At 64.0% G+C, this 25834-nt stretch carries 30 protein-coding genes; 14 read left to right on the top strand and 16 right to left on the bottom strand.

Annotation, left to right across the window (positions count from 1 at the left end):
* Positions 1–124: 124 nt before the first annotated feature.
* From murI to I6F37_RS05495, 6 genes are all read left to right on the top strand, one after another.
* A complete protein-coding gene (gene murI / locus I6F37_RS05470) occupies positions 125–922 on the top strand; it encodes a glutamate racemase (RefSeq protein WP_036012907.1) in 798 nt (265 codons plus the stop codon).
* A 61-nt stretch (positions 923–983) separates the two neighbouring features.
* Positions 984–1757, top strand: a complete 774-nt coding sequence (locus tag I6F37_RS05475) for an HpcH/HpaI aldolase/citrate lyase family protein (protein WP_225150533.1) — start codon at positions 984–986, stop codon at positions 1755–1757.
* Between the two features lie 221 nt (positions 1758–1978).
* Positions 1979–2746 carry an acyltransferase gene (locus I6F37_RS05480; protein WP_036012914.1) on the top strand — a complete coding sequence of 256 codons (768 nt, stop codon included), beginning with the start codon at positions 1979–1981 and terminating at the stop codon, positions 2744–2746.
* Positions 2747–2968: 222 nt separating this feature from the next.
* The gene (gene rpsD, locus I6F37_RS05485; protein ID WP_036012915.1) at positions 2969–3586 is read left to right on the top strand and encodes a 30S ribosomal protein S4; all 618 of its coding nucleotides are present in this window, start codon (positions 2969–2971) and stop codon (positions 3584–3586) included.
* A gap of 71 nt (positions 3587–3657) precedes the next feature.
* Positions 3658–3873, top strand: a complete 216-nt coding sequence (locus I6F37_RS05490; protein ID WP_036012917.1) for a hypothetical protein — start codon at positions 3658–3660, stop codon at positions 3871–3873.
* A 62-nt stretch (positions 3874–3935) separates the two neighbouring features.
* A complete protein-coding gene (locus I6F37_RS05495) occupies positions 3936–5003 on the top strand; it encodes a low specificity L-threonine aldolase (protein WP_036012919.1) in 1068 nt (355 codons plus the stop codon).
* A 112-nt stretch (positions 5004–5115) separates the two neighbouring features.
* Here I6F37_RS05495 and I6F37_RS05500 read toward each other — a convergent pair whose 3' ends face one another.
* From I6F37_RS05500 to grxD, 4 genes are read right to left on the bottom strand one after another with little or no spacing between them, the layout of a single operon-like run.
* Positions 5116–6375, bottom strand: a complete 1260-nt coding sequence (locus I6F37_RS05500; RefSeq protein ID WP_036012920.1) for a serine hydrolase — start codon at positions 6373–6375, stop codon at positions 5116–5118.
* A 1-nt stretch (position 6376) separates the two neighbouring features.
* Entirely contained in the window at positions 6377–7663 is a 1287-nt protein-coding gene (locus tag I6F37_RS05505; RefSeq protein WP_036012922.1) for a serine hydrolase, read from the bottom strand.
* A gap of 46 nt (positions 7664–7709) precedes the next feature.
* Positions 7710–8261 carry an O-acetyl-ADP-ribose deacetylase gene (locus I6F37_RS05510; protein WP_109143232.1) on the bottom strand — a complete coding sequence of 184 codons (552 nt, stop codon included), beginning with the start codon at positions 8259–8261 and terminating at the stop codon, positions 7710–7712.
* A gap of 3 nt (positions 8262–8264) precedes the next feature.
* The gene (grxD, locus tag I6F37_RS05515) at positions 8265–8591 is read right to left on the bottom strand and encodes a Grx4 family monothiol glutaredoxin (protein WP_018647423.1); all 327 of its coding nucleotides are present in this window, start codon (positions 8589–8591) and stop codon (positions 8265–8267) included.
* A gap of 238 nt (positions 8592–8829) precedes the next feature.
* Between grxD and egtB the strand changes: the two genes are divergently transcribed.
* Complete coding sequence (gene egtB, locus I6F37_RS05520; protein ID WP_036012927.1) at positions 8830–10125, top strand: ergothioneine biosynthesis protein EgtB; 1296 nt, start codon at positions 8830–8832, stop codon at positions 10123–10125.
* A 48-nt stretch (positions 10126–10173) separates the two neighbouring features.
* The gene (gene egtD / locus I6F37_RS05525) at positions 10174–11145 is read left to right on the top strand and encodes an L-histidine N(alpha)-methyltransferase (protein WP_036012966.1); all 972 of its coding nucleotides are present in this window, start codon (positions 10174–10176) and stop codon (positions 11143–11145) included.
* A 9-nt stretch (positions 11146–11154) separates the two neighbouring features.
* Here the strand turns inward: egtD and I6F37_RS05530 are convergent, their stop codons facing one another.
* Positions 11155–12348 carry a low temperature requirement protein A gene (locus I6F37_RS05530; protein WP_192893417.1) on the bottom strand — a complete coding sequence of 398 codons (1194 nt, stop codon included), beginning with the start codon at positions 12346–12348 and terminating at the stop codon, positions 11155–11157.
* 42 nt (positions 12349–12390) lie between these two features.
* Positions 12391–12627, bottom strand: a complete 237-nt coding sequence (locus I6F37_RS05535; protein ID WP_036012929.1) for a BolA family protein — start codon at positions 12625–12627, stop codon at positions 12391–12393.
* Positions 12628–12824: 197 nt separating this feature from the next.
* On the opposite strand from I6F37_RS05535, the gene I6F37_RS05540 reads away from it, so the two are divergent.
* Complete coding sequence (locus I6F37_RS05540; RefSeq protein WP_036012931.1) at positions 12825–13184, top strand: DUF427 domain-containing protein; 360 nt, start codon at positions 12825–12827, stop codon at positions 13182–13184.
* 156 nt (positions 13185–13340) lie between these two features.
* Here I6F37_RS05540 and I6F37_RS05545 read toward each other — a convergent pair whose 3' ends face one another.
* Positions 13341–13514 carry a DUF1328 domain-containing protein gene (locus I6F37_RS05545; protein ID WP_036012969.1) on the bottom strand — a complete coding sequence of 58 codons (174 nt, stop codon included), beginning with the start codon at positions 13512–13514 and terminating at the stop codon, positions 13341–13343.
* Between the two features lie 175 nt (positions 13515–13689).
* On the opposite strand from I6F37_RS05545, the gene I6F37_RS05550 reads away from it, so the two are divergent.
* A complete protein-coding gene (locus I6F37_RS05550; RefSeq protein WP_085969166.1) occupies positions 13690–14877 on the top strand; it encodes an acyltransferase in 1188 nt (395 codons plus the stop codon).
* A 126-nt stretch (positions 14878–15003) separates the two neighbouring features.
* Here the strand turns inward: I6F37_RS05550 and purL are convergent, their stop codons facing one another.
* A complete protein-coding gene (gene purL / locus I6F37_RS05555; protein WP_036012933.1) occupies positions 15004–17214 on the bottom strand; it encodes a phosphoribosylformylglycinamidine synthase subunit PurL in 2211 nt (736 codons plus the stop codon).
* A gap of 186 nt (positions 17215–17400) precedes the next feature.
* On the opposite strand from purL, the gene I6F37_RS05560 reads away from it, so the two are divergent.
* Positions 17401–17880 (top strand): PaaI family thioesterase, encoded by a 480-nt coding sequence (locus I6F37_RS05560; RefSeq protein WP_036012934.1) that lies wholly within the window; start codon positions 17401–17403, stop codon positions 17878–17880.
* Positions 17881–17956: 76 nt separating this feature from the next.
* The gene (locus tag I6F37_RS05565; protein ID WP_036012972.1) at positions 17957–18922 is read left to right on the top strand and encodes a DMT family transporter; all 966 of its coding nucleotides are present in this window, start codon (positions 17957–17959) and stop codon (positions 18920–18922) included.
* A 13-nt stretch (positions 18923–18935) separates the two neighbouring features.
* Here I6F37_RS05565 and I6F37_RS05570 read toward each other — a convergent pair whose 3' ends face one another.
* The 3 genes from I6F37_RS05570 to I6F37_RS05580 form a co-directional block, all read right to left on the bottom strand.
* Entirely contained in the window at positions 18936–19361 is a 426-nt protein-coding gene (locus tag I6F37_RS05570) for a GFA family protein (protein ID WP_036012975.1), read from the bottom strand.
* A gap of 138 nt (positions 19362–19499) precedes the next feature.
* On the bottom strand, positions 19500–20237 hold the full coding sequence (locus I6F37_RS05575; protein WP_036012936.1) for a tetratricopeptide repeat protein: 738 nt from the start codon (positions 20235–20237) through the stop codon (positions 19500–19502).
* A 144-nt stretch (positions 20238–20381) separates the two neighbouring features.
* The gene (locus tag I6F37_RS05580) at positions 20382–20987 is read right to left on the bottom strand and encodes a TetR/AcrR family transcriptional regulator (RefSeq protein WP_036012938.1); all 606 of its coding nucleotides are present in this window, start codon (positions 20985–20987) and stop codon (positions 20382–20384) included.
* Positions 20988–21118: 131 nt separating this feature from the next.
* On the opposite strand from I6F37_RS05580, the gene I6F37_RS05585 reads away from it, so the two are divergent.
* Positions 21119–21517: a RidA family protein gene (locus tag I6F37_RS05585; protein WP_036012940.1), complete on the top strand. Its 399-nt coding sequence runs from the start codon at positions 21119–21121 to the stop codon at positions 21515–21517.
* 47 nt (positions 21518–21564) lie between these two features.
* Here the strand turns inward: I6F37_RS05585 and I6F37_RS05590 are convergent, their stop codons facing one another.
* On the bottom strand, positions 21565–22554 hold the full coding sequence (locus tag I6F37_RS05590; protein ID WP_036012942.1) for a tripartite tricarboxylate transporter substrate binding protein BugD: 990 nt from the start codon (positions 22552–22554) through the stop codon (positions 21565–21567).
* A complete protein-coding gene (gene purQ, locus I6F37_RS05595) occupies positions 22551–23252 on the bottom strand; it encodes a phosphoribosylformylglycinamidine synthase subunit PurQ (RefSeq protein ID WP_036012944.1) in 702 nt (233 codons plus the stop codon). The genes I6F37_RS05590 and purQ overlap by 4 nt, the downstream gene beginning before the upstream one ends.
* 167 nt (positions 23253–23419) lie before the next feature.
* On the opposite strand from purQ, the gene I6F37_RS05600 reads away from it, so the two are divergent.
* Positions 23420–24436, top strand: a complete 1017-nt coding sequence (locus I6F37_RS05600; protein WP_036012946.1) for a magnesium and cobalt transport protein CorA — start codon at positions 23420–23422, stop codon at positions 24434–24436.
* 19 nt (positions 24437–24455) lie between these two features.
* Here the strand turns inward: I6F37_RS05600 and I6F37_RS05605 are convergent, their stop codons facing one another.
* The 3 genes from I6F37_RS05605 to purC are packed head-to-tail and all read right to left on the bottom strand — an operon-like array spanning position 24456 to position 25671.
* Positions 24456–24641 (bottom strand): hypothetical protein, encoded by a 186-nt coding sequence (locus tag I6F37_RS05605; RefSeq protein ID WP_036012948.1) that lies wholly within the window; start codon positions 24639–24641, stop codon positions 24456–24458.
* A gap of 5 nt (positions 24642–24646) precedes the next feature.
* On the bottom strand, positions 24647–24889 hold the full coding sequence (gene purS, locus I6F37_RS05610) for a phosphoribosylformylglycinamidine synthase subunit PurS (RefSeq protein ID WP_036012950.1): 243 nt from the start codon (positions 24887–24889) through the stop codon (positions 24647–24649).
* Positions 24890–24903: 14 nt separating this feature from the next.
* Entirely contained in the window at positions 24904–25671 is a 768-nt protein-coding gene (gene purC, locus I6F37_RS05615) for a phosphoribosylaminoimidazolesuccinocarboxamide synthase (RefSeq protein ID WP_172782948.1), read from the bottom strand.
* Between the last annotated feature and the right edge of the window lie 163 nt (positions 25672–25834).

Consider the following 25834-nt stretch of genomic DNA (forward strand, 5'->3'; position numbering starts at 1 on the left):
CGATCTGACGCCGGGGATGACGACGCAGCGCGTCCGTGACACGAGACGCCCCCCGGTCTTTGCGGGATCGCCGCAAAATCGCCCTAAAAACCGAATGGTAACCATGCCGGGCTAGGGTGGCGACGTGACCAATTCTCCGACGATCCTGGTGTTCGATTCCGGCCTTGGCGGGCTCACGGTGCTCCGCGAGGTCGTGGCGGCGCGGCCCGACGCGCATTACGTCTACGTCGCCGACGACGCCTTCTTCCCCTATGGCCACCACAGCGAGGACGAGATCATCGCCCGCGTCGTGCCGCTGATGGGGGAGCTGATCGGCCGGCATAGTCCAGACCTCGTCGTCATCGCCTGCAACACGGCGTCCACCCTGGTCCTGTCTCACTTGCGCGCCGCCTATTCCGTAGCCTTCGTCGGCACGGTGCCGGCGATCAAGCCGGCCTGTGCGCAGTCCAGGACCCGCCGCGTTTCGGTGCTCGGCACCAAGGGCACGGTGAAGCGCGAGTACACCAAGGCGCTGATCCGCGATTTCGCACAAGGATGCGAGGTGACGCTGGTCGGCTCGCCCGAGCTCGCTTCGCTGGCCGAAGCCGTGCTCGGCGGTAGCCCGATCAGCGACGAAGCCATCCTCGCCGAGCTCGCTCCCTGCTTCGTCGGCGACGCCTCGGATGCGAGCGCGCGCACCGACACTGTGGTGCTCGCCTGCACGCACTACCCGCTTCTGCTGGACCGGATGAAGAAGCTCGCGCCCTGGCCGGTCGACTGGATCGATCCGGCGCCCGCGATCGCCCGTCGCGTCTCCGACCTGCTCGGCCCGCCGACCGGCGGCATCGCGCAGTCCGGCGCCGAGATGATTTTTACATCGAACCGCGTGCATGGTCTCAGCGCCACGCTGACGCCGTTCTTCGGCGGACGCGCGGTGGCCTGAGCTTGCGCACTGGCGGCGCGCTGCTAGGCTTTGCCGTCGCCATCGTCCCGCAGGATTTTCCATGTCGGTCCCCGCAAAGCCGCTGAACCGCCTCCGCCAGCTCTGGCGCGAGGGTCGCCCCGCCTTCGGTGCGATCGCGACCATCCCGAGCGTGCAGATGGTGCAGATCATGGCGCGCTCGCTCGACTGGATCATCGTCGATCTCGAGCACGGCCCGATCGGATTGACCGAAGCCCACGCGATGATCGCCGCGACCACGGGCACGCCGTGCACGCCTCTGGTGCGGATCGCCGCCAACGAGCCGTGGCTGGCGAAAGCGCCGATGGACATCGGTGCCTTCGGCATCAACTTCCCGATGATCACGAGCCGCGCGGATGCCGAGAAAGCGGTGCGCAGCGTGCGCTACCCGCCGCGGGGCGATCGGCTCTGGGGCCCCTTCCACGCGCCGTTCCGCTGGGGCCAGTCGATGCCTGATTACATGGCCTCTGCCGACGACGAGATGATCTGCATGATCACGATCGAGCACGTCGACGCGGTCGATCGCATCGACGAGATCATGGCAACGTCCGGTATCGACGTCGCGGTCATCGGTCCCGGCGATCTCGCCACCTCCATCAACAAGCGCGGCCAGATGGATGATCCGCAATTGCTGGACCTGATCGCGCGCGCCGAGGCGGGCATCCTCAAGAGCGGGGTGCCGATCGGCGGGGTGGCGCGCACCGCCGATCAGGCCAATGCGCTGATCGACCGCGGCTACCGCGCGATTGCGCTGGGCTTCGACTGGTCGCTGTTCCAGCGCGGCATCATGGCGGCCTACGAGGGGGTCAGGCGCTGATCGGGCCGATCGACGCATGACCGACCGACGCGACCAAGAGCGCCTGATCGAGATATAAATCATTGAAAATGGATGATTTTTTGGTCTAAAGGGGGTCAATCTTTGGCGCTGCTCGGTGCGGCGAACCGACCGGCCCCAAGCGGGTTGGTTCGTGCTAGAGCGAGCAGGCGGGCCCCGCTCGTTGCACATATTTTGATCTTTTGATTTGGAACCGGAGGCCTATGCGCGGGACGCCCAAGACCATTTCGCTGCGTCGTCGTGTGATCTGCGACCTCATGCACGCCTCGAAGGGCGTACCTTTCGTTTCATTGGCCCGTTCGCTCAATATCCGCCCCCTGCTGGAGGCCCGCGCGGACGCGGCCGCGCCCGCCGGCTGGGCCGCGATGTTCGTCAAGGCTTTCGCCCTGGTTGCAAAGGACGAGCCGATCCTGCGCACCCTTTACGTCAAATGGCCCTGGCCGGCTCTGTATGAGCTTCCAAAGAGCGTGGCGACGGTCGCGATCGCGCGGGTCGAGGATGGCGAGGAATGCGTGCTGCTGCAGCGAATCGCGGGTCCCGAGGCTCTTTCGCTGGCAGAAGTCGATGCGGAAATCCGACGCGGCAAGACGGCCCCGATCGAGGATGTTCCGATGTACCGCAAGATCATGCGGGCGACCCGCTTGCCGTTGCCATTGCGGCGCCTGTCCTTGGCCATCGGTCTGAATTTCGGCCGTCAGCGCGGTAACTGGTTCGGCAGCTTTGCGGTAAGCTCGGTCGCCGCCTACGGCGGCGGCGAGCTCCACCCGATCACGCCGGGCCCCTTTGTCCTGAGCTATGGGCTGGTCGAGCCAGATCAGACCATCCATGTCGTGATCCGCTGGGACCACCGCGTCACCGACGCCGCCCCGATCGCGCGGGTCCTGACCCGGCTGGAACAGGTCCTGAACACTGAAATTGCTGCCGAATTGCGGGCGGCGGGGTCAAAGCCGGTCCGGGCGGTCAGGACATAAGAATACCGTCGTCGCAGGTCCCGGAATGACAGGCTAAAGAATTGACAGCCAACCCCAAAGTCCCCTAAAAGCCGCCTGCTCGCGGGCCGATTTCGGCCCGCGAAGCGTTTCGCGACCCGTGGTCCTCTCCCTTAAGCTTTGGGGATCGGACCTGTCGGTGCCGGGATCATCCCGTCACACAGGAGGGCGCGTTTCCTCAAACCATGACCTGAAGAGGACGCGATGACTAAGCGCAGTGAGGCGAAGTACAAGATCGATCGCCGTATGGGCCAGAACATCTGGGGCCGCCCGAAGAGTCCCGTCAACCGCCGCGAATACGGCCCCGGCCAGCATGGCCAGCGCCGCAAGGGCAAGCTCTCCGACTTCGGCGTGCAGCTGCGCGCCAAGCAGAAGCTGAAGGGCTATTACGCCAACATCTCCGAGCGTCAGTTCCACGGCATCTATGTCGAGGCCAGCCGCCTCAAGGGTGACACCGGCGAGAACCTGATCGGCCTGCTGGAGCGTCGTCTCGACGCGGTCGTGTACCGCGCCAAGTTCGTCTCCACGATCTTCGCCGCACGCCAGTTCATCAACCACGGCCACATCAAGGTGAACGGCCGCAAGGTCAACATTTCGAGCTATCAGCTCAAGGTCGGCGACGTGGTCGAGGTCAAGGAAGCCTCCAAGCAGCTCGCCCACGTGCTCGAAGCCAGCCAGCTTCCCGAGCGCGAGGTCCCCGACTATCTCGAAGTCGACCACGGCAAGATGACCGCGAAGTACGCCCGCATCCCCGGCCTCTCCGACGTGCCGTTCCCGGTGCAGATGGAGCCGCATCTGGTCGTCGAATTCTATTCGCGCTGATAAGTTTCGGCAGATCGACATTCAAAAGGCTCCGGTTCTCCGGGGCCTTTTTGTTTGGTAGCATGTCATCGATGTCTCGCGCGGCCGACCAGTTCGCCAACACTCTGCCTTCTGCAACGCCGATTGAAGCGGCGCTTCGCGCGTGGGAGGCCCTCTCCCGCGCCGAGCAGATCTGCCGATATCAGGGGCTGTTCGCTCTGCCCGATTGCAATATCTTCACAGCAGACACGCCAGACGACATCCTCCTTGCCGCGCGACAGCGCGTCGCTCAACGTTCTCGTGGCTAGTACAGGTCATCGGGGCACGCACGCAATACGTCGCAATTGTTCGACTAGAGATGAGACACGCCATGCTCTACACCCCTCCCCCCGTCGATCCCAAGGCGCCGCCGGTGCGCATCAATCTGCTCTCGGACACGCAGACCAAGCCGACGGCAGGGATGCGGGAGGCGATGGCGCGGGCGGAAGTCGGCGACGAACAGGTCGGCGACGATCCGACCGTGAACGCGCTGTGCGAGCGCGTGGCCGATCTGCTCGGCAAGGAAGCTGCGGTCTACATGCCCTCGGGCACGATGTGCAACGTCACCGCCACGCTGGTGCATTGCCGCCCCGGCGACGAGATCCTCGCCCATGAGACCGCGCATATCATCGCGCGCGAAGGCGGCGCGCATGCCGCGATCGGCGGTTTCCAGGTCACCCAGCTCAAGGGCCCCGATGGCCAGTTCACGCCGGAGACTCTTCGCAAGGCGCTGCATCCGCGCACCCGCTACCAGCCGCCGCAGACCGTCGTCAGTGTCGAGCAGACCGCCAATATCGGCGGCGGCACGATCTGGAAGAAGGCGGTGCTCGACGAGATCGTCGCGATCGCCAGGCAGCACGGCCTCGTCACCCACATGGACGGCGCGCGCCTGCTCAACGCCACGGTTGCGAGCGGCATCTCGCCCCGCGACATGACCGCAGGCTGGGACTCGGCCTGGATCGACTTCTCCAAGGGCCTGGGCGCACCGATCGGCGGCGTGCTCGCAGGCTCGCGCGCCTTCATCGACGCGGTCTGGCAGTGGAAGCAGCGGCTCGGCGGCTCGATGCGGCAGGCCGGCATCTGCGCGGCAGCCTGCATCTACGCGCTCGACCACCACGTCGAGCGCCTGGCCGACGACCACGCCAATGCGCGCGCGCTCGCCCGCGGCCTGTCGCAGATCTCGGGCATCGAGGTGCAGGAGCCCGAGACCAATCTCGTGTTCTTCAAGCCCGACGGCGCCGGCATCCCCGGCGACAAGATGGTCTCAGCCCTCCGTCAGCGCGGCGTGACGCTGGCGATGATGGACGGCCGCATCCGCGCCTGCACGCATCTGGACGTCAATGCGAGCCAGATCGAGGAGACGATCGGGTACGTGCGCGAGATCGTGCGCGGGGCGTAAAGCTCAGCCCCGTAGCCCGGATGGAGCGCAGCGAAATCCGGGATCTATCCACGCGGTGAGGACGTCCCGGATTGCGCTTCGCTCCATCCGGCTACGCAAAGGGGGAGAGGTCTCACCGCCCCATCGCCTGATAGATCAGCGTCTTCAGCTCGAGCTGGATCCGGCCGCGCTGCGAGGGGGTCTGCACCATGAAGATTCCGAACAGGTCGTCTTCGGGATCGATGAAGAAGAAGGTGCCGCCAACGCCGTCCCAGCGATATTCGCCAAGCGGCCAGTTCGTGCCCGGCGGCACTGCGGTACGTACGGCGAAGCCGAGGCCGTAGCCGCTGGTCTCACCCGGATAGTAGTGCTTGTCGCGCTCGACGCGGGTTTCGGGACCGATATGATCCCTCGCCATCAAGGCGATGGTTTCCCGCTTCAGATAACGTCGACCTTCAAGCGTGCCGCCGTTGAGCAGCATTTGCGAGAAGCGGGCATAATCGCCGACCGTGCCGACGAGGCCGCCGCCGCCCGACTCCCATCGCAGCGGTTTCCTGATATCGCGAACCTGCGTGATCGGGCTGATCGCCCGATCCTGCGGCATCGGCTCGGCGATACGCGGCCATTTGGCGGGATCGGCGAGGTAGAATTCCGTGTCCTTCATCCCGAGTGGGTCGAGCAGCCGCGTCTTCGCGAACTCGAGCAGCGATGTCCCCGAGATCACCTCGATGATGCGCCCGAGCACGTCGGTGGAGTGGCCGTAGTCCCAGATCGTGCCGGGCTGTTCGGCGAGCGGAAGCGCGGTGATCTTCGCGACGAATTCGGCATTGGTCGAATTCCTGTCGAACAGTCCGGCGTCGGCGTAGAGCTTGTTCACCAGGTCCCCGCCATAATAGCCATAAGGAATCCCGGCGGTATGCCGCATCAAATCCTCGATCGTCACCGGACGGTTGAGCGGCTCCAGCTCCAGCGAGACCTTGTCGTCCTCGGCCTTCTTCTCGACGCCGACCTTCATGCCGGCAAAGGCCGGAATGTATTTCGAGACGGGATCGCTGATCGCAAGCTTACCCTCCTCGACCAGCATCATCGCCAGGACCGAGGTGATCGGCTTGGTCATCGAATAGAGGCGGAAGATCGTGTCCGCACTCATCGAAAGTTGGGTCGCGACGTCGCGGACGCCGAAATTCTCGCAGTAGACCGGCTTGCCGTGTTGCTGGAGCAGCAGAATCGCTCCCGGAAATTTGCCGGTCGCGATCTCATTCCTGATGTAGTCGGAGACTTTTGCCAGGCCTTCGGGCGTGAATCTGTGCGCGCGGCCCTCCGAGCCCGCCCGCGCACTTACGGCGCCGAACAAAAGAACGAGCGCCGCGAACAGCGCGCGGCGCCCGTTCATGTCACTTCTCCATGGCTTCATAAACCAGCTGCTTCAATGTCCGCTGCACGCGCTGGCGCTCGCTCGGGGTCTGCTCCAGCAGCACGAAGAACATGTCCTGCTTGGGGTCGATCACGAAATAGCAGCCGGAGGCGCCGTCCCATTTGAGTTCGCCGAGGTTGCCGGGCGGCGGCGGCTTGGCATTGCCGGGCTCGGTACGGACCGCAAGCCCGAGGCCGAAGCCAAAGCCGTCGCCGGGGAAATAGAAATAGTCGCGCTCGACGCCGGAGCCGGGGCCGACCTGATCAGTGGTCATCAGCTTGAACGTCTCGGGCTTGAGGATGGTCTTGCCGTCGAGACTGCCGCCATTGAGCAGCATCTGCGAAAAGCGCCTGTAATCCGCCATGGTCGTGACCATGCCGCCGCTGGCGAACTGGATCTTCTTGACGACCGTCGGATCATTGATGCGGCCGACGCGGAAATCGGCATCGTTCGGCACGGGCTGGGCCAGAAGCTTCTGCTTCGCGGGGTCCGTGACCAAGAAGCCGGTATCGACCATGCCGAGAGGATCGAGCAGCTTCTCGCGCATGATGTCGATCAGCGGCTTGCCGGCGGCGACCTCCATCACACGCGCCAGCACGTCGGTCGAGTGGCCGTATTGCCAGAGCGCGCCCGGCTGGTTGTGCAACGGCAGCTTGGCGATGCGTTCGGCGAACTCGGCCAGATCGAAGTCGCCGGCATAGATGTTGGCCTCGCGATAGGCCTTGCGGACCAGGCTGTCGCCGTAGAAGCCGTAGGTGATGCCCGAGGTGTGCGTCATCAGATCGTGCACGGTCATCGGCCGCTTCGGCGGCACCAGCTCGAGCGATTTCGTGCCGTCCTCCGCCTTCTTCTCGACACCGACCTTCACATTGGCGAAGGAGGGAATGTATTTCGAGACGGGATCGTCCAGCTTGATCTTGCCCTCCTCGACCAATTGCATCGAGACCACCGCAGTGATCGCCTTGGTCATCGAGAACAGGCGGAAGATGGTCTTGTCCGTGATCGGAGCCTTGCTGACCACGTCCTGAACGCCGAAGACTTCGTGATAGACCGGCTTGCCATGCTGCTGGATCAGCACGTTTGCACCGGCGATCTTGCCCGTCGCAACCTCGTTCTTGAAGAACTCGGTGATCCTGCCGAGCTTCTCCTGGTTGAAACGTGCGCCGGCCGGAATCTCGTAAGTGCCCTCCGCGCGCGCCGGCGAGATCGCGGCAAGCGACACCAACGCGCCGCAGGCGAGCGCACGCAGTCCAAATTGTGAAATCATATCCCCTCCCCGGAACATGGCGCATCGGAGTGTACCGACCGCGTCATCAGGCACAAGGGCTGCCGTACCGCGCCAAGACATCCGAATGGAGGGCGGCGCTTGCCTCCGAGAAACAACAAAATATGACGTGCGCAACCAGCGGCGCAGCAGGCAGGGCTTCGATGGCGGCATGGACCGCGATCTTTGCCGCCTGGTCGGCAGGAAAACGATATACGCCGGTCGAGATCGCGGAGAACGCCAGCGAAGTCAGCCCATTGGCCTGGGAGAGCTCCAGCGCACGGCGGTAACAGGAACGAAGTGCCGCCGCCTCGCCGCGAGTGCCGCCGTGCCAGACCGGACCGACGGCATGGATCACGTATCGGGCGGGCAGACGATAGCCCTTCGTGATCTTGGCATCGCCGGTCGGGCATCCCCCGAGCGTCTGACATTCGGCGAGAAGCTCGGGACCAGCGGCGTCATGGATCGCGCCATCCACGCCGCCCCCGCCAAGGAGCGACGTGTTCGCGGCGTTGACGATGGCGTCAACGCCGAGTGTGGTGATATCGGCGACGATGACCTCGAGCTCCGCGCCGCCAATCCGGCGCGTCAGCACGGTCACGTGTCAGGCCGCGACGACGACGCCCTTCTCGGAGAAGAGCTGCTGCAATTCGCCGGCCTGGAACATCTCGCGGACGATGTCGCAGCCGCCGATGAACTCGCCCTTCACATAGAGCTGCGGGATGGTCGGCCAGTTCGAATATTCCTTGATGCCGTTGCGCAGCTCGGCGGATTCGAGAACGTTGAGCCCCTTATAGCCGACACCGATATGGTCGAGGATCTGGACCACCTGGCCGGAGAAACCGCACTGCGGAAATTGCGGCGTCCCCTTCATGAACAGAACCACGTCGTTCGACTTCACTTCATTGTCGATGAATTCCGCGATGCTCATATCCGTGTCCTTCTGGGGCAGAGCCCTCACCAATTGCTTCGGGCCGGCTCAGCCGATTTAACCCGATACCTGCCCATATATGTAGCCCAAACCGTTGTGCATCCAAAGTAAAATGGCGGCGACGGGTCCCCGCGGCCGGATTGACCCCAGCCGGGTCCATAGGCTGATGACATCAATATCATCGCCGCAGAGGACTTTCATACCGTAACGGAGCCCCTATCTAGGACGAACCCTGTTCATGGAACCGGGTCGTGCGAACAACGTTCTCTTGTCCTGTCTGGAGAAAAACGTGACGAAACAAGCCTCAGCCACGGCCTCCCTGCGTTCGTCACCGTCCTCCCGCGAGGACGAACTCGCCCAGCGGCTGGAAGCGGCGTTCTCGACTGTCCGCAATGAGACCGAACGCCGGGCCGCACCGCTATCGCCCGAGGACCAGCAGATCCAGTCCATGCCGGATGCCAGCCCGACCAAATGGCACCGGGCCCATACGACCTGGTTCTGGGAGCAATTCCTGCTCGGCGAGCATGCTGCGGGCTACCGGCCCTTCCACCCCGATTTCGCGTTCCTGTTCAATTCCTACTACGTCAGCGCCGGCCCGCGACATGCTCGCAATCATCGCGGCGACATCACCCGCCCCAGCGCCGACGAGGTCGGCGCCTATCGCAAATACGTCGATACGGCCGTCGGCAAATTCTTCCGCGAGGCCGGCGCGGACAAGCTCCGCGCAATCGCGCCGCTGGTCGAGGTCGGGCTCAATCACGAGCAGCAGCATCAGGAGCTGATGTTCACCGACATCCTGCATGCCTTTGCGCAGAACCCGATCTATCCGGCGTATGACCCGGCCTGGCGCTTCCCGGCCGCAACGCGCGGCGGCGATGACTGGCTCGCACTGAACGAAGGCATCCACACCGTCGGCCATGTCGACGACGGCTTTCATTTCGACAACGAGAAGCCGGCGCACCGCGTCCTGGTCGGTCCGGTCAGGATCGCCCGCAATCTGGTCACCAATGCCGAATGGCTCGCCTTCATGCAGGACGGCGGCTACCGGACCGCAACCCTGTGGCTGATGGACGGCTTTGCCGCGGCCAGCAAGGAAGATTGGCAAGCCCCCGGCTATTGGCGCGAGGTCGACGGCGCATGGCAGGTGATGACGCTGGCCGGCCTCAAGCCGGTCGATCCGGACGCGCCGGTCTGCCACATCAGCTATTACGAAGCGGACGCCTTCGCGCGCTGGTCCGGAAAACACCTGCCGACCGAGATGGAATGGGAGGTCGCGGCCCGCGCTGGCCAGCTCAACGACGCCTTCGGCCTCGTCTGGCAATGGACCCGCAGCTCGTACGCGCCCTACCCCGGCTATCGCGCCGTCGAGGGCGCGCTCGGCGAGTACAACGGCAAGTTCATGGTCAACCAGCTGGTGCTGCGCGGCTCCTCGCTTGCAACTCCGCAAGGCCACAGCCGTACCACCTATCGCAACTTCTTCTATCCGCACCACCGCTGGCAGTTCACCGGGCTGCGGCTTGCCGATTACGACTAAGTATTCCGACGACAGATGCGCGCCGGACAGCGCGTTCAGGAGAGTATCATGAATGTGCACGCCAGCGCTTTGGCCGAGGCCCATCTTCCCGACGAGCAGACCACCGCTTTCGCCCGTGAGGCCATCGAGGACCTCTCGCAGCAGCCGAAAAAGCTGTCGCCGAAATATTTCTATGACGCGACCGGATCGGAGCTGTTCGAGGCGATCACCAAGCTGCCGGAATATTATCCGACGCGCACCGAGCTATCGATCCTGAAGGAGCGCGGAAGCGAGATCGCAAGCATCATCCCGGAGCACGCCGCGCTGGTCGAGTTCGGCGCCGGCGCGACCACGAAGGTGCGCCTGCTGCTCGATCATTGCAAATTCGCAGCCTATGTCCCAGTCGACATCTCCGGCGACTTCCTGAAGGCACAGGCGAGCGGCCTGAAGCGGGATTTCCCGGCGCTCGGCATCTATCCGGTGGCGGCCGATTTCACGACGCCGTTCGAGCTGCCCAAGCAGGTTGCATCCATGCCGAAGGTCGGCTTCTTCCCCGGCTCGACCATCGGCAATTTCGAGCCGCAGGAAGCGCAGGCCTTCCTGAGAAGCGCGCGCAAGATCCTCGGCAAGGGCGCGCAGATGATCATCGGCGCCGATCTCGAGAAGGACGAGCGGATCCTCTTCGACGCCTATAACGATGCGGCCGGCGTCACCGCGCGCTTCAACCTCAATGTGCTGGTGCGCATCAACCGCGAGCTCGGCGGCAATTTCGACCTGTCCGCCTTCACCCATCGCGCGATCTACAACCGCGAGCGGCACCGCATCGAGATGCACCTGATCAGCAGGAAGAGCCAGACCGTGCGCCTGCTGGGCACCAGCTTCTCGTTCCGCCCGGGCGAAAGCATCCACACAGAGAACAGCTACAAATACAGCATCGCGCGTTTTGCCGCGCTGGCCCAGGGCGCGGGCTGGCGGGTCCGCGAGAGCTGGACGGATGCGGCGAAGATGTTCTCGGTGCACGCGCTGGAGGTCGCGGAGTAAGGCCGGGCTTCAATGCTCCCCGGCCTCCTCCACCTTCGACCCCAGCGACACCGACTCCCACACCGCCACCACGATTAAGATGGCGCTCGTCGCCATTGACAGCCACAGCGGCGACAGTTCCGACGCGAACCACCACAGCACCAGCAGCAGGATGATGCCGATGCCGTGCGAGAGCTGGAGGAAGCCGCGGACCGCGTGCTTGAACAGGATGGTGCCGATCAGAAACACCAGCGGGCCGCCGATCGTGCTCAGAACCGTGCGGGCGTCGGAATGGCCGGACGGATGCTTCAGCACCAGTTCGTCCGAGACCGCGGTCAGGATGATGCCGGCGATGATCGGCATATGCAGATAGGTGTAGGCGAGCCGCGCCAGGCGGCCGGACTCGCTTGACTTCGAGATCCGCTCCAAGCCGGCCTCCGCGCCCTTGTGGAAATAGATCCACCACATCGCGATGGCGCCGACCAGCGCTGAGACGAAGGCGAGAATGTTGCTCGCGGTCCACTCCAGTTCAGCGAAGGTCGCGCCGTTGACGATAATGGCCTCGCCGAGCGCGATGATGACGAATAGACCGCAACGCTCGGCCATATGGCCGCCTTCGACCGCCCAGGCCTCAACGGAAGAAAAGCCCAGCTTCGGCACCCAGAACCGCGCGGCCGGCGAGATGTATTCCCAGGTAACCGCCGCGATCCACAGCCACAGCCGCCTCTCGCCCTCGGCCAGGCCGCCCGCGATCCACAACGCCGCGGAGATCGACAGCCAGGTCAGGATGCGGATTGCGTTATGCCGCACCGCTGTTCGATGCAGCGGCGTTGCGAGCAGCCAGAACGCGGTACGCCCCACCTGCATGGCCGCATAGGCAATCGCGAACCACAGGCCACGGCCCTCGAAGGCGGTCGGGATCGTGGTCGACAGCACGAGGCCGCCCAACATCATCGCAAAGAGCAGGAGCCGGACCGGGGTCAGCTCGGGATTGAGCCAGTTGGTAACCCAGGCGGTGAAAACCCACAGCCACCACACCGCGAGAAACAGCACCGCGACGTGCACGGCGCCGAGCGGCGTGAAATGGTGCAGCAGCGTGTGCGATATCTGCGTGACGGCGAAGACGAAGACAAGGTCGAAGAACAGCTCGACGAAAGTGACGCGGCTGTGCTGGTTCGGCACAATGACGCGGAACATCGCGCCGTGCGGATTGTCCGCAGCCATCATCGTCCCCTCGTGGCGCTGGTCAGGTCAGGTGCAGCTTCGTCAGTTACCTGGCACGCCGGTTTGCAGCGCCAGCGCGTGCAGCACGCCGCCCATCTGGCCACGCAGGGACTGGTAGACGATCTGGTGCTGCTGGACGCGCGATTTGCCACGGAAGGATTCCGAGATCACGGTCGCGGCATAGTGGTCGCCGTCGCCGGCGAGGTCACGGATGGTCACCTCGGCATCGGGGATCGCTGCCTTGATCATCGCCTCGATATCGTGGGCGTCCATGGGCATTCGGGTCTTGCTCCTTATCTCGGCTGCAAAGCAGCCTCATCATCGAATCGCTGCCGGGGGTCCCCTCGCCGGCAAGGTCAAACTTAGCGTGAACGGCCTTCTACGTCACGCCTTCCGGCACTATATCCCTGATCCCATCAGGACAAAGGCACGACAAAGTGCCGCGCGCGGCAGATTGATCGAAAAGGCGTGAAATCATGAAGCTTCCAGGGCCCGACCACCCGATCACCATCACCCCAAATCCCCGGCGCGTCCGCGTCACGGCGGGCGACATCGTGATCGCCGAGACCAGCAAGGCGCTGACCTTGAAGGAGGCCAGATATCCGGCAGTGCAATATGTACCGCGGGAGGACGCCAACATGGCCCTGTTGGAGCGTACCGACCGCGTCACCCATTGCCCCTACAAGGGGGACGCGAACTATTACAGCGTCAAGGCCGACGGCAAGACGCTGGACAACGCGATCTGGACCTACGAGATACCCTTCCCCGCGATGACGGAGATTTCAGGCCATCTCGCGTTCTATCCGGACAAGGTGAAGATCGAGGAAGTGGGATAAGCGCCGCAACCCACGACCGTCATGCCCGGGCTTGTCCCGCCTGCGCGGTCGAAGCCGCTCCGGCTAGGCGAAGGCCCGGGCATCCACGTTCTGTACGCGGTAAGGCGTGGATGGCCGGGTCAAGCCTGGCCATGACGGCGGAGAGGGCTGAATCAGCTACGTCCTGAAGATCGTGAGTCCCAGTATCAGCAGCACCAGGAAGATCGCCACGAAGACGTAGAACAGGAAGCGCGCGATATCGGCGGAGGCGGCCGAGATTCCGGTGAAGCCGAGCACGCCGGCCACGATCGAGACAAGTAGGAAGATCAGGGCCCATTTCAGGATCGACATCGCCAGCTCCGAACTGCCGCGTCTCACGGCCTACGCTGTTTTCGGCGAACGCTAACATTGCTGCGAGGAACTGGTTCCTAGAGGTAGTCGGGGGCGACCTCCGAAACAAACGGCCCTTGCTGAATCGAGTTCCCGGCGGCACAGTCCAGCCGAGGTCAGGATCGGGGCGGCCACGATGACGATGTCACATTCAGCGACGATCGGCGCGGAGGTGCATGCCGCGCCCACGAGCAAGGTGCGCAATCTGGCGATCGATCGCGCCCGCACCTTCCTTACTCTGGTGGTGCTGCTGCATCACGCGGTGATCCCCTATACCTATTTCGGTCATACCGATCCGAGCTATTTCTTCGGCTTCGACATGATCGTGCTCGCCACCGACAGTTTCTTCATGGCGATGTTCTTCTTCCTGTCGGGACTGTTCGCCTGGTCTGGCATCGCCCGGAAGGGAGTCCGGAGCTATTTGGCAGATCGCCTGCTTCGGCTTGGCCTACCCTTCGCGATCTGCGCCTTTACAGTCATTCCGCTCGCCTATTACGCGATCTCCCTGCGGCACCATCCCGAGATCGGTTTTGCGGAATTCTGGTGGAATATGGTCACGAAGGGCCCGTGGCCGAGCGGCCCGATCTGGTTCCTGTGGGTCTTGTTCGCCTTCGACCTGGTTGCCTGCCTTTTGTACCGGCTGTCACCCAACCTGCTCGATCCGATCAATCGCCTCTCGCTACATGGTCGCCGCCGGCCCGCCGTGTTCTTTGCGGTCATGCTGGCGGTCACCGCCGCGTTCTACATTCCCGGGCTGGTTCACTACGGACACAGCAGCTGGTTCGAGTTCGGGCCGTTCTCGGTCCAGCACGGGCGCGTGATGCTGTACGCGACCTATTTCTTTTTCGGTGCCGGCATCGGCGTTGCGCAAATGGATCGTGGGCTGCTCTCTGTCGACGGCCGCATGGCGAAGGTCAGCTGGGACTGGATGGTCCTGGCGATCGTTCCGTATTGCCTGTTGTGGGGGCTGATCTTCATCAAGCGCGAAATAATGGGCAACCCGTCGCCGTTGCCGGACTGGTATGAAGCGCTTTATGCCATCTGCTTCACCGTCTTCAGCGTGGCCATCATGTTTCTGATCCTGGCCCTTTTCCAGAGATTCAAGCAATCAGGCTCAGCCAGGCTGCTCGATCCAATGCAGGGCGACGCGTTCGGCATGTTCCTTGTGCACTATCCGATCGCGCTGTGGCTGCAATACTGGCTGTTCGACTATGACCTGCCGGCGATCGTCAAGGCCACGATCGGCTTTGTACTGACTGTCGCGGCGAGCTGGGCGCTGACGCGCGCGTTGCGGCAGATCCCGGGCGCGTCACGCGTGTTGTGAGGCGCGGTCCCTCGGTCCGTAGCCCGGATGGAGCGCAGCGCAATCCGGGACCTCGCCACAAGTGATAGCGGTCCCGGATTACGCTTACGCTCCATCCGGGCTACAGATCTGATTTGTGGCAGCGCCTTACGCCGCCTTGCCGCTCATATATTCCGGCAGCCAGCGCTCGAACGACTTGCGCAAGCTGTCGATCGTAACCGGCGTCTCGCCCGCGATCGCGATGGCATCGCCGCCGGTGGTGCCGATCCGCACGCAGGGCACCTCGCAGCCGCGCATCTTGGCGAGCACGCGGCCGGCTTCGGTTTCCGGCACGGTGACGAGATAGCGCGCCTGGTCCTCGCCGAACCAATAGGCCTGCGGCACCAGCGCAGTCGGTGCCGCCAGCAGCTTGGCGCCGATGCCGCCCGCCATCGCCATCTCGGCCAGCGCGATCAGGAGGCCGCCGTCCGACAAATCATGCACCGCAGTCGCGGTGCCCGCATGGATCATGCCGCGCACGCAATCACCGTTGCGCTTCTCGGCGGCAAGATCGACCGGCGGCGGCGCACCCTCCTCGCGGCCGCAAACGTCGCGCAAATAGACGGACTGGCCGAGCCAGCCATGGGTCTCGCCGATCAGGAGGATCGCCTCGCCCTCTGCCTTGAAGGCGAGCGACGCCGACTTGGTGAAGTCGTCGAGCAGGCCGACACCACCGATCGAGGGCGTGGGGAGGATCGCGCGGCCGTTGGTCTCGTTGTAGAGCGAGACGTTGCCGGACACGACCGGGAAGTCCAGCGTGCGGCAGGCTTCCGAGATGCCCTTCAGGCAGCCGACGAACTGGCCCATGATCTCGGGCCTTTCAGGGTTGCCGAAGTTGAGATTGTCGGTGATCGCGAGCGGCTTGCCGCCGACAGCGGTGATGTTGCGCCAGGCTTCCGCGACCGCCTGCATCCCGCCTTGATAAGGATCGGCCTCGCAATAGCGCGGCGTGACGTCCACGGTCAGGGCCAGCCCTTTCGGCCCGTCCTGCACGCGCACGACGGCGGCGTCGCCACCGGGACGCTGCATGGTGTTGCCGAGGATGACGTGATCGTACTGCTCCCACACCCAGCGCTTAGAGCACATGTCCGGCGTGCCGATCAGCTTCTCCAGCGCCGCACCGAGCCCCATCGGCGCCGGCACGTCGCGGGCGTGCACGACCGGCAGCGCTGTGGACGGGACGTGCGGGCGGTCATAGACCGGCGCCTCGTCGCCAAGCTCCTTGATCGGCAAATCGGCCATGACGTCGCCGCCATGCTTGACCACGAAGCGCTTGCTCGGCGTCGTGTAGCCAACCACGGCGAAGTCGAGGCCCCACTTCTTGAAGATCGCCTCGGCTTCCTTCTCCTTCTCGGGCTTGAGCACCATGAGCATGCGCTCCTGGCTCTCCGAGAGCATCATCTCGTAGGCGCTCATGCCGGTCTCGCGAGTCGGCACCGCATCGAGATCAAGGTCGACGCCGAGGTCGCCCTTGGCGCCCATCTCCACCGCCGAACAGGTCAGGCCCGCCGCGCCCATGTCCTGGATCGCGATGACGCAGCCCTTCTCCATGATCTCGAGGCAGGCCTCTAGCAGCAGCTTCTCGGCGAAGGGATCGCCGACCTGCACGGTCGGGCGCTTCTCCTCGGACTTGTCGTCGAACTCGGCCGAGGCCATCGAGGCGCCGTGGATGCCGTCGCGGCCGGTCTTGGAGCCCAAATAGACGATCGGCATGTTCACGCCGGAGGCCGCGGCATAGAAGATCTTGTCGGCATCGGCGAGGCCGACCGCCATGGCATTGACGAGGATGTTGCCGTCGTAGCGGGTGTGGAAGCGGACCTGGCCGCCGACCGTCGGCACGCCGAATGAATTGCCGTAGCCGCCGACGCCCGCCACCACGCCGGAGACCAGATGTCGCGTCTTCGGGTGCTCGGGCGCGCCGAAGCTCAGCGCATTGAGGCAGGCGATCGGGCGCGCGCCCATGGTGAAGACGTCGCGCAGGATGCCGCCGACGCCGGTGGTCGCGCCCTGATACGGCTCGATATAGCTCGGATGGTTGTGGCTCTCCATCTTGAAGACCACAGCCTGGCCGTCGCCGATGTCGATCACGCCGGCATTCTCGCCGGGGCCCTGGATCACCCAGGGCGCCTTGGTTGGCAGGCCGCGCAGATGGATTCGCGAGGATTTGTACGAGCAATGCTCGTTCCACATCGCCGAGAAGATGCCGAGCTCGGTGAAGGTCGGCTCCCGCCCGATCAGCTTCAGGATGCGCTCATACTCGTCGGGCTTGAGCCCATGGGCGGCAACCAGTTCCGGGGTGATCTTGGGTTCGTTCTTCATGGATTCGAGGCTTTCGGCGGCGGTTTGGCCGTTCTTAGGAACATCGGACGGCTTCGAAAAGCCCTTTATGGCGCATTTTCCCGCTGTCCCACGTTTTGCGCCGGCAGGGCCGGCGGGAACGGGAATTGCTCGGCGCGGTCGGATCGGATTTAAGGTCTAAAGACCCGCAATTGAAGGCCTATTTCCTTGCACGAATTGACCAAAGCGCCCCCGCCCCGCCGCCCCGACCTCCACGTCGCCACCGAGGGCGAATTTGTGGGCTGGCGGACCTGGATTCGCGACAGTTTTGAGTCCCATGTCGGCCCCTTCTGGCACCGGATCGAAGCGGACGGCAGCGTCCGCAGCGCCTTCCGCGTCGAGAAGAAGCACCTCAATGGCTCCGGCAACGTCCATGGCGGCTGCTACATGGCCTTTGCCGACTACTCCCTGTTTGCGATCGCCACCCACGTCCTGGACAGCCGGGCGGTGACGACCAATTTCGCCTGCGAGTTCCTCGATGCGGCACGCGAGGGCGAGCTCATCGAATGCACCGGCGAGGTCACCCGCGCCGGCGGCTCGCTGATCTTCCTGCGCGGCAAGATGATGTCCGGCGAGCGCGTGCTGCTCACCTTTTCCGGAACGATCAAGCGGATGAAGCGGACGGCACTCCCTCATCCAAACGCATAGCTCTCCGCCTTCCCTTTTCGCGCGCCCTCGCCCAGACTTCCCACCAAGCGCTTTGGCGCCGGGGAGCAAGAACAAGGTGCCGCAGAGCACATCCGAGGCGGGTCGCGCGACGGCGGCCGCATCGACGCCGTTGCCGTCCACAGCCGCTACCGGCGTGCGAAGCTGGCGCGACTATGCGTTGCTGCTCGCGCTCGCCTGCTGCTGGAGCTCGACCTATCCGCTGACCAAGCTCGCGCTTCCCACCATTCCGCCGATCACCTTCATCTCGGCGCGCTCGCTGATCGCGTTCCTCTTTCTGTTCGCGATCCTGCGGATGCGCGGCGTCAAGCTGCCGACCGACGTGAAGGCGTGGAAGCTGTTTGCGACCCAGCAGCTGATCAACTCGACCTTTCCGTTTCTGGTCATCACCTGGTCGCAGCAATACGTGCCGGCGTCGAACACGGTGGTGCTGGCTTCGACGACGCCGATCTTCGCCTTCCTGATCACCTCGCTGATCACGCGGCACGAGCCGGCGACGCTGCTCAAGCTCGCGGGCGCGATCCTGGGACTGGCCGGCACCGTCGCGATCGTCGGGCTCGATGCTTTGCATGGCCTTGGCAGCGAGATCGTAGCGGAGATCGCGATCCTGCTTGCCACCATTTCCTTTGCCTGCGCGACCATCTTCGGCCTCCGTCTCTCCGAGTACGATCCGATGGTGGTGGCAACCGGCTCTCTGCTGTTCGGCGGTCTCGTGCTGCTGCCGCCCGCGCTGATCATCGACCAGCCCTGGACGCTGCAACCGACTCTGACCGCGATCGTCGCCACCATCGTCATGGGCATCGTCTCCAGCGCATTGGGCCTGATGTTGTTCTATGTCTGCCTCGGCCGGCTCGGCACGCTGACGACCAACGCCCAAGGCTATTTGCGCATCCCGATCGGCGTCGGCCTCTCGGTGCTGCTGCTCGGCGAGAGCGTGCCGTCGAACCTCGCGCTGGGGTTATTGCTGGTGATGGCCGGTGTTGCCGCGATGACGGTGCCTGCTGAGCGGGTGAAGTGGCGGTAGCCGACAGTGATGGTCAATCCGCCGGAATAAAGCGGAGGGTACCTGCACGGCGCGTCGGTTTGCCGGTGTCGTTGGTGTGATTGACACCGTCCATGACGGGCACCTCAGGAAAATCGAATGGACTTACCCCGTCAAGGCAAGCCACGTTGACAGCATACAGATTCTGGTCCGATCGACGCTGATGATGCGTGTAGATTCCGCAGCGGGAACAGAAGAAATGCTGCGCTGATCTGGTATGGAAACGGTAGCTCGTCAGCGCATCCTCGCCCTTCAGGAACTTGATGCCGCCCATCTCCGCCATGACGACGACCGCACCGCGCATCCGGCAGTAAGAGCAGGTGCAGCGGCGGATCGAATTGAAACCGTCACTCAGCGTCGCCTGGAAACGCACCGCTCCGCAATGGCACTGACCAGCGCGGACGTTTGTATCACTCACCATGTTGCATGCTTCCTGGCGTTGCTGCGAATGACGACGCCGCTCGGCGACGTCAGCGGGCACAACGTTCTCTCAAATGTGGGCCGAACAATCAAAAGGAATCGCCCAAGGCATCAAAACAACTCACGCGGGCCGGACTCCTCACGCCGACAACTGCTTCTCCGCGATCGACAGCCACTCGGCCTGCGCCTTGCGCAGATATTTCGGCGCGCGCCGCATCTGGATCAGGAGCTCGTTGAAGACCATGCGCGCCTCTGCGGTGCGGCCGACCGTTTGCAGCAGCATGCCGTAGCGCACCCGCGCCTCGGCGCCGGGGAAGTAGCCGGCGAGCGCGTGATATTCCTCCAGCGCCTCGTCGACACGTCCGACCTCGGCGAGCGCGCGGGCATAGAGCAGATGCGCGTCGGCGGAATCGAAATCGGGCCATTGCTTCTGCAGATCGTCCAGCGTCGCCAGCGCATCGGCCGGGCGGCTGGCGGCAAATTGCGCCTGCGCCCTGCGCAGCGCGTAGGCGGGATCGTGGCCCATCGGCAGCTTCAGGATGTGATCATAATGCGCTTCAGCTTCGCCGAACCGGCCGATATTCGCGCACTCTTCCGCCAGCGCCGCACGGTTGGCGATGGTGTCGGTGCCGGCGAGTTGGTCGGACAGCTCGCGATAGCGCTTCTCGGGATCGAGGCGATTGGCGACACGCTGGCGCGCCTGCCGGGCACCGGGGCTGGAAAACCATTCAGGAATGAGCTCGACCGCGATATAGGCGATCGCGCCCATCATCGGCACCAGCAGGATGATGAAGGCCCAGGGCCGCAACCGTCCGGTTCGCGAGGCGTGATAGATCAGCGTGATATCGAGCAGCAGAACGACCAAAGCAACGGGCATGTGACATCCGGAAAGCACAACGACAGCCGGCCTCCTGATATCGCAATCGAACCGATGAAACAACTTTGAGTTGCGTCAACCGGCAAGAATCAGCGAACCCGGACGCGCGCCTTAATGGTGACGAGGGGTCAGTCGCCGCAAAACCTATGCAGGTTCACGCGCCTCGCGTAGCAATCCACTCGCCAGCACTCGAAACGCATCAACAGCCTTGCTCAGCACGCTCTTGGGATCGTCGGCGGCCGCGACCCACAAGGCGGCGCTGAGCGCAGCCCCGTTCAGCAACCGCCCCGCCGCTTCGACATCGACCGGCTTCACGATTCCCTGCTCGATCAGCGCACGGATCGTTCGCATGGTGATATCGAGACAGGCGTTCTCGCCGGGCCATTTGGAGGGATCGCCGAGCACGGCAGGTCCATCCAGGAGCATGATGCGCTGGATCTCAGGTTCGAGCGCCATTTCGATATAGGCGCTTCCCTCGGCGAGCAGGCCCAGCCACGGGCTGGGCGCTCGCTCCCGAACGATGCGGAGCCGCTCCGCCATTTCACCGTCGATCTGCTCGACGACGGCCCAGAGCAGCCCCTTCTTGTCTTCGAAGTTGTGATACAGCGCGCCCCGCGTCAGACCGACGGCCGCAGTGAGTTCGTCCATCGACGCGTCTGCATAGCCCTGCGTGGCAAATGCCGCGCGTGCGGCGCGGATGAGCCTGGCCCGGTTTTCCGCCATGGCCGCGGCGCGCTTCCCCTTTGCCATGCCCTGCCCCCTTGACATACGCCTCGTATGTGAGCGATATCTCACATACGAAACGTATCTGAAATTGCCGTGACGCGCCAGCCATGGAACACCCACGATCCGCTCACGCCCATCAACCGAAAGGCCCTGCCATGCCCCAGCGAGAGGCAATCTTCCCCGCCAACCGCCACGCGCTCTACAAAGTGCATCGCTACTCGGCAGCGATCCGCTCCGGTGACCTGCTGTTCGTGTCGGGGCAGGTCGGCAGCCGCGAGGACGGCTCACCCGAACCGGTATTCGAGGACCAGGTCCGGCGCGCGTTCGCCAATTTGCGTGCCGTGCTCGCCGCTGGTGGATGCACGCTGGACGATGTCGTCGATGTCACCACGTTCCACACCGATCCGGCGAGCCAGATCGAGACGGTGATGGCCGTTCGCGCCGAGGAGATCGGCGATCCTCCCTATCCGAACTGGACGGCTGTCGGCGTGAACTGGCTTGCCGGCTTCGACTTCGAGATCAAGGTTATCGCCCGCATTCCTGTGCTCCAGTAAGCTTCCGGGCGGCCATACGCCGGCCGCCAGCAGACAACTTGGCCGGGCTACTTGTTGGCGTCGTCCGCCAGCATCTTGCGGTACTTTTCGACGTCGCGCGTCACGAGCTTTTGCAGCACGTCGGGCGCGTGCTCGTCGGCATCGGGCGCGACGGTCGACAGGTCGGCGAAGCGCTTCTTCACCGCTTCGGTCTCGACGGCCGTGCGCGCCGCGGCATTCAGCTTGGCGAGCACGGCCGGCGGCGTGCCCTTGGGCGCGAACAGGCCGTTCCAGCCTTGTGCCTCGAACTCGGGCAGGCCCGCTTCCGCCGAGGTCGGCAGATCCGGCAGCGTTGAGAGCCGCACGGTCGAGCCGACCACGAGGCCCTTCACCAGCTTGTCGTTGATCGATTGGGAAACCGAGGCGGCCGCATCGCAGACGCCGTCGATCTGGCCGCCGACCGCGTCGGTCAGCGCGGGCGCGGCGCCGCGATAGCCGATCAGCGTCGCGTGGATCCCGGCTGCTGTGACGAAGCTTTTGCAGATCAGATAGTTCGAGGAGCCGACGCCGGCATGGCCGAGATTGATCTTGCCCGGATTGGCCTTGGCATAGGCGATGAACTCTTTCAGGTCCTTCGCCGGAAAGTCCTTGCGCAGCGCGATGATGCCGAACGTCTTCGCCACCATCGCGATCGGCACGAAGGAATCAGGCGTGAACGGCAGTTTTGGATAGATCGTGTAGGTCGCGGCATTGGTGCCGGCATTGCCGATCGCAATCGTATAACCATCCGGCTCGGCGCGGGAGGCCCGCGCCAGCGCGGTCGAGCCGCCGGCCCCCGCAACATTCTCGATCACGATGGTTTGGCCGAGCGCGATGCCCATCTGCTCGGCCACCGCGCGCGCGATCACGTCCGAGGTGCCGCCGGCCGCGAACGGCACGATCATGGTGATGGGACGCTTGGGATAATCCTGCGCGGATGCGCAAGTGGCGATCGAAAATGTCGCGAACGCCAGCGCCGCGATCGCGGCGAGCGCACGCTTCACCACGAACGAGATCACGCGGCTTTTTCCAGATGCTGGGCGAGACCGGCGAACAAGCCGCGACCATCGGTGCAGCCCATGATGTCTTCGACGTGGTTTTCCGGATGCGGCATCATGCCGAGCACGTTGCCCCGGTCGTTGACGATGCCGGCGATCGAATGCGCCGCGCCGTTGATGTTGGCGGCCTCGTCGACCACGCCGTCGGCGGAGCAGTAGCGATAGAGCACCCGCCCCTCGCCTTCGAGCCGCTTGATGGTCTCTTCGTCCGCCTCGTAATTGCCCTCGCCATGGGCGACCGGCACGCGGATCACCTGGCCGGCATTGTAACCGCGCGTGAACGGCGTGTCGGAACGCTCGACGCGCAGATGCACGTCGCGGCAGATGAATTTCAGCCGCGCGTTGCGCATCAACACGCCCGGCAAGAGACCGGACTCGCACAGGATCTGAAAGCCGTTGCAGACGCCGAGCACGAGGCCGCCCTTGGCCGCATAGTCGCGCACCGCATCCATCACCGGTGCACGCGCCGCAATCGCGCCGCAGCGCAGGTAATCGCCGTAGGAGAAGCCGCCGGGCACGACGACGAGATCGGTGCCCGCAGGCAGCGCGGTCTCGGCGTGCCAGACCATCGCGGGCTCGCTGCCGGAGATCAGCCTCAACGCGCGCGCCATGTCGCGCTCGCGGTTGATTCCGGGAAAGACGAGGATGGCGGCTTTCATGGCAGAGGTTCCGACGCGGCTGGGAATCGAGGCTGGCCAACGGGCCAATTCGTGAACAGACATAACCATTTGACGGAGATTTTACCAGTGCTAGCGTTGCGGAGCGCCCTTGTACACAGGCCATAGCCACGCGCCTTTGGCCGCTCGATTTGCCCGGGATTGAAGCCATGAACGTCCCGTCGCTGCCCGTATCTCTCGCCGAAGCAGTATCCGCCGAGGGCGTGGTCGCCGCCGGCGCTTATGTCGACGGCCGCCGGGTCGCCAATATCGCCATCAGCGAGGCCTCGAGCTGGCGAGCCAAGCCCGGCCATGTCGTGTGGATCGGGCTGCACGAGCCCGACATGGCGCTGCTCGGCGCGGTGCAGAAGCAGTTCGACCTGCACGACCTCGCGATCGAGGACGCCAACCACGCCCATCAACGGCCGAAGATCGAGCAATATGGCGAGGCCCTGTTCATCGTCGCGCGCACCGCGCAATTGATCGAGGGGCGCATTGCCTTTGGCGAGACCCACATCTTCGTCGGCGAAGGCTATCTGGTCTCGGTGCGCCACGGCGCTTCGACCTCCTACACGCCGGTGCGCGAACGCTGCGAGAGCTGCCCGCGGGCGCTCGCGCGCGGCGAGGACTACATCCTCTATGCCATCCTCGATTTCATCGTCGACAATTACTCGCCCGTGCTGGAGAGCATCCACGACGAGGTCGAGGGCATCGAGGACGACGTGCTCTCCAAGCAGATCAGCAAGGCGCAGATCGAGCGGCTCTACATGCTGCGCCGCGACCTGTTGCGGCTGAGGACCGCGATCGGCCCGCTGGTGGAGGTCTGCCGCCGGCTGGAGCATGACGACCTGTCGATGGTGCGGCAGGCCATGCAGCCGCTGTTCCGCGACGTCACCGACCACGTCCGCAACATCCAGGAGCGCATCGATTCCATGCGCGAGGTGCTGGCCTTCGCCTTCGAGGCGAGCCTGTTGGTCGGCCAGGCCCAGGAGACGGCGGTGTCCAAGAAGCTCGCATCCTGGCTCGCCATCATCGCGGTCCCGACCGCGCTCGCCGGCATCTACGGCATGAACTTCAAGCACATGCCGGAGCTGGAATGGGAGTACGGCTATTTCATGCTGCTCGGCGTGATGCTGGCGGCATGCGGGTCGCTGTACTGGCGCTTTCGGCGGGCGGGATGGCTGTGAGTCCAGACGCTCAGACTGGTTACATGCCTCGTCTGCCAGACCACGTGCTCTGCGCCACCTGAAGGTCGTGCAGCATGAGAAGCTGCTCTTCTCGACAGGCGCTCAGCTCAGACCTGATTTCGTCGATCTTGTATTCGACATCACCGAGCGTTTGCTCGACCTGCTTCAGCAGCTCGAAAATCAGCTCTTTGCCGATATCCGCCACTCCGCTCAGGCTTTCATCTCGATCGCATAATTCTCGATCACGGTGTTCGCCAAGAGCTTGTCCGCGGCTTCCTTCAGCGCCGCCTCCGCCTTGGCCTTGTCGGCGCCGGCGAGCTCGATGTCGAACACCTTGCCCTGGCGGACGCTGGCGACGCCGTCGACGCCGAGCGACTTCAACGCGCCTTCGATGGCCTTGCCCTGCGGGTCGAGGATGCCCGTCTTCAGGGTAACGGTGACACGTGCCTTCACGTCAAAAGTCCTCTTCAGCTCTTCACCAGCACCGGGCCGGTGCCCTGGGGACGCTCGTTCTCCATGAGGATGCCGAGACGCTTTGCAACTTCGGTGTAGGCCTCGAGCAGGCCGCCGAGATCCCTGCGGAAACGATCCTTGTCGAGCTTCTCGTTCGACTTGATGTCCCACAGCCGGCAGCTGTCCGGCGAGATCTCGTCGGCGACGATGATGCGCATCATCTCGTTCTCGAACAGGCGCCCGCACTCCATCTTGAAGTCGACGAGGCGGATGCCGATGCCGAGGAAGAGGCCGGTGAGGAAGTCGTTGACGCGGATGGCGAGCGCCATGATGTCGTCGATCTCCTGCGGCGTCGCCCAGCCGAAGGCTGTGATGTGCTCTTCCGACACCATGGGGTCGTTGAGCTGGTCGTTCTTGTAATAGAACTCGATGATCGAGCGCGGCAGCTGCGTGCCCTCCTCGATGCCGAGGCGCTGCGACAGCGAGCCGGCGGCGACGTTCCGCACCACCACCTCGAGCGGCACGATCTCGACCTCGCGAATCAACTGCTCGCGCATGTTGAGGCGGCGGATGAAATGGGTCGGCACCCCGATGTCGTTGAGGTGCTGAAACAGGTACTCCGAGATCCGGTTGTTGAGGACGCCCTTGCCCTCGATCACCTGATGCTTTTTCGCATTGAACGCGGTGGCGTCGTCCTTGAAGTGCTGGATCAGGGTACCGGGCTCGGGGCCTTCGTAAAGAACCTTTGCCTTGCCTTCATAAATGCGACGCCGACGGCTCATGGGGATGTACCGTGTTTTGTTGAAATCCATGAATTTGGTGTGCTCCGGTTGACTAGGATTACGACCCACAGCGGAGCTGCCGTGAACGGCCAGGAACCCATCTATAACCCGTTGGAAACAGAACGGGAACCAAGCCTTAGGCAACCTATCCGATTGGCTGTCC

Source organism: Bradyrhizobium sp. NBAIM08, assembly GCF_020193935.1.
Lineage (GTDB): Bacteria > Pseudomonadota > Alphaproteobacteria > Rhizobiales > Xanthobacteraceae > Bradyrhizobium > Bradyrhizobium yuanmingense.

What these genes read in the sequence shown, in the direction of transcription:
- I6F37_RS05475 (WP_225150533.1), top strand. Translation starts at nt 984, where the DNA reads ATGTCGGTCCCCGCAAAGCCGCTGAACCGCCTCCGCCAGCTCTGGCGC.
- I6F37_RS05480 (WP_036012914.1), top strand. Translation starts at nt 1,979, where the DNA reads ATGCGCGGGACGCCCAAGACCATTTCGCTGCGTCGTCGTGTGATCTGC.
- rpsD (WP_036012915.1), top strand. Translation starts at nt 2,969, where the DNA reads ATGACTAAGCGCAGTGAGGCGAAGTACAAGATCGATCGCCGTATGGGC.
- I6F37_RS05490 (WP_036012917.1), top strand. Translation starts at nt 3,658, where the DNA reads ATGTCTCGCGCGGCCGACCAGTTCGCCAACACTCTGCCTTCTGCAACG.
- I6F37_RS05495 (WP_036012919.1), top strand. Translation starts at nt 3,936, where the DNA reads ATGCTCTACACCCCTCCCCCCGTCGATCCCAAGGCGCCGCCGGTGCGC.
- I6F37_RS05500 (WP_036012920.1), bottom strand. Translation starts at nt 6,375, where the DNA reads ATGAACGGGCGCCGCGCGCTGTTCGCGGCGCTCGTTCTTTTGTTCGGC.
- I6F37_RS05505 (WP_036012922.1), bottom strand. Translation starts at nt 7,663, where the DNA reads ATGATTTCACAATTTGGACTGCGTGCGCTCGCCTGCGGCGCGTTGGTG.
- grxD (WP_018647423.1), bottom strand. Translation starts at nt 8,591, where the DNA reads ATGAGCATCGCGGAATTCATCGACAATGAAGTGAAGTCGAACGACGTG.
- egtB (WP_036012927.1), top strand. Translation starts at nt 8,830, where the DNA reads ATGGAACCGGGTCGTGCGAACAACGTTCTCTTGTCCTGTCTGGAGAAA.
- egtD (WP_036012966.1), top strand. Translation starts at nt 10,174, where the DNA reads ATGAATGTGCACGCCAGCGCTTTGGCCGAGGCCCATCTTCCCGACGAG.
- I6F37_RS05530 (WP_192893417.1), bottom strand. Translation starts at nt 12,348, where the DNA reads ATGGCTGCGGACAATCCGCACGGCGCGATGTTCCGCGTCATTGTGCCG.
- I6F37_RS05535 (WP_036012929.1), bottom strand. Translation starts at nt 12,627, where the DNA reads ATGCCCATGGACGCCCACGATATCGAGGCGATGATCAAGGCAGCGATC.
- I6F37_RS05540 (WP_036012931.1), top strand. Translation starts at nt 12,825, where the DNA reads ATGAAGCTTCCAGGGCCCGACCACCCGATCACCATCACCCCAAATCCC.
- I6F37_RS05545 (WP_036012969.1), bottom strand. Translation starts at nt 13,514, where the DNA reads ATGTCGATCCTGAAATGGGCCCTGATCTTCCTACTTGTCTCGATCGTG.
- I6F37_RS05550 (WP_085969166.1), top strand. Translation starts at nt 13,690, where the DNA reads ATGACGATGTCACATTCAGCGACGATCGGCGCGGAGGTGCATGCCGCG.
- purL (WP_036012933.1), bottom strand. Translation starts at nt 17,214, where the DNA reads ATGAAGAACGAACCCAAGATCACCCCGGAACTGGTTGCCGCCCATGGG.
- I6F37_RS05570 (WP_036012975.1), bottom strand. Translation starts at nt 19,361, where the DNA reads ATGGTGAGTGATACAAACGTCCGCGCTGGTCAGTGCCATTGCGGAGCG.
- I6F37_RS05575 (WP_036012936.1), bottom strand. Translation starts at nt 20,237, where the DNA reads ATGCCCGTTGCTTTGGTCGTTCTGCTGCTCGATATCACGCTGATCTAT.
- I6F37_RS05580 (WP_036012938.1), bottom strand. Translation starts at nt 20,987, where the DNA reads ATGGCAAAGGGGAAGCGCGCCGCGGCCATGGCGGAAAACCGGGCCAGG.
- I6F37_RS05585 (WP_036012940.1), top strand. Translation starts at nt 21,119, where the DNA reads ATGCCCCAGCGAGAGGCAATCTTCCCCGCCAACCGCCACGCGCTCTAC.
- purQ (WP_036012944.1), bottom strand. Translation starts at nt 23,252, where the DNA reads ATGAAAGCCGCCATCCTCGTCTTTCCCGGAATCAACCGCGAGCGCGAC.
- I6F37_RS05600 (WP_036012946.1), top strand. Translation starts at nt 23,420, where the DNA reads ATGAACGTCCCGTCGCTGCCCGTATCTCTCGCCGAAGCAGTATCCGCC.
- purC (WP_172782948.1), bottom strand. Translation starts at nt 25,671, where the DNA reads ATGAGCCGTCGGCGTCGCATTTATGAAGGCAAGGCAAAGGTTCTTTAC.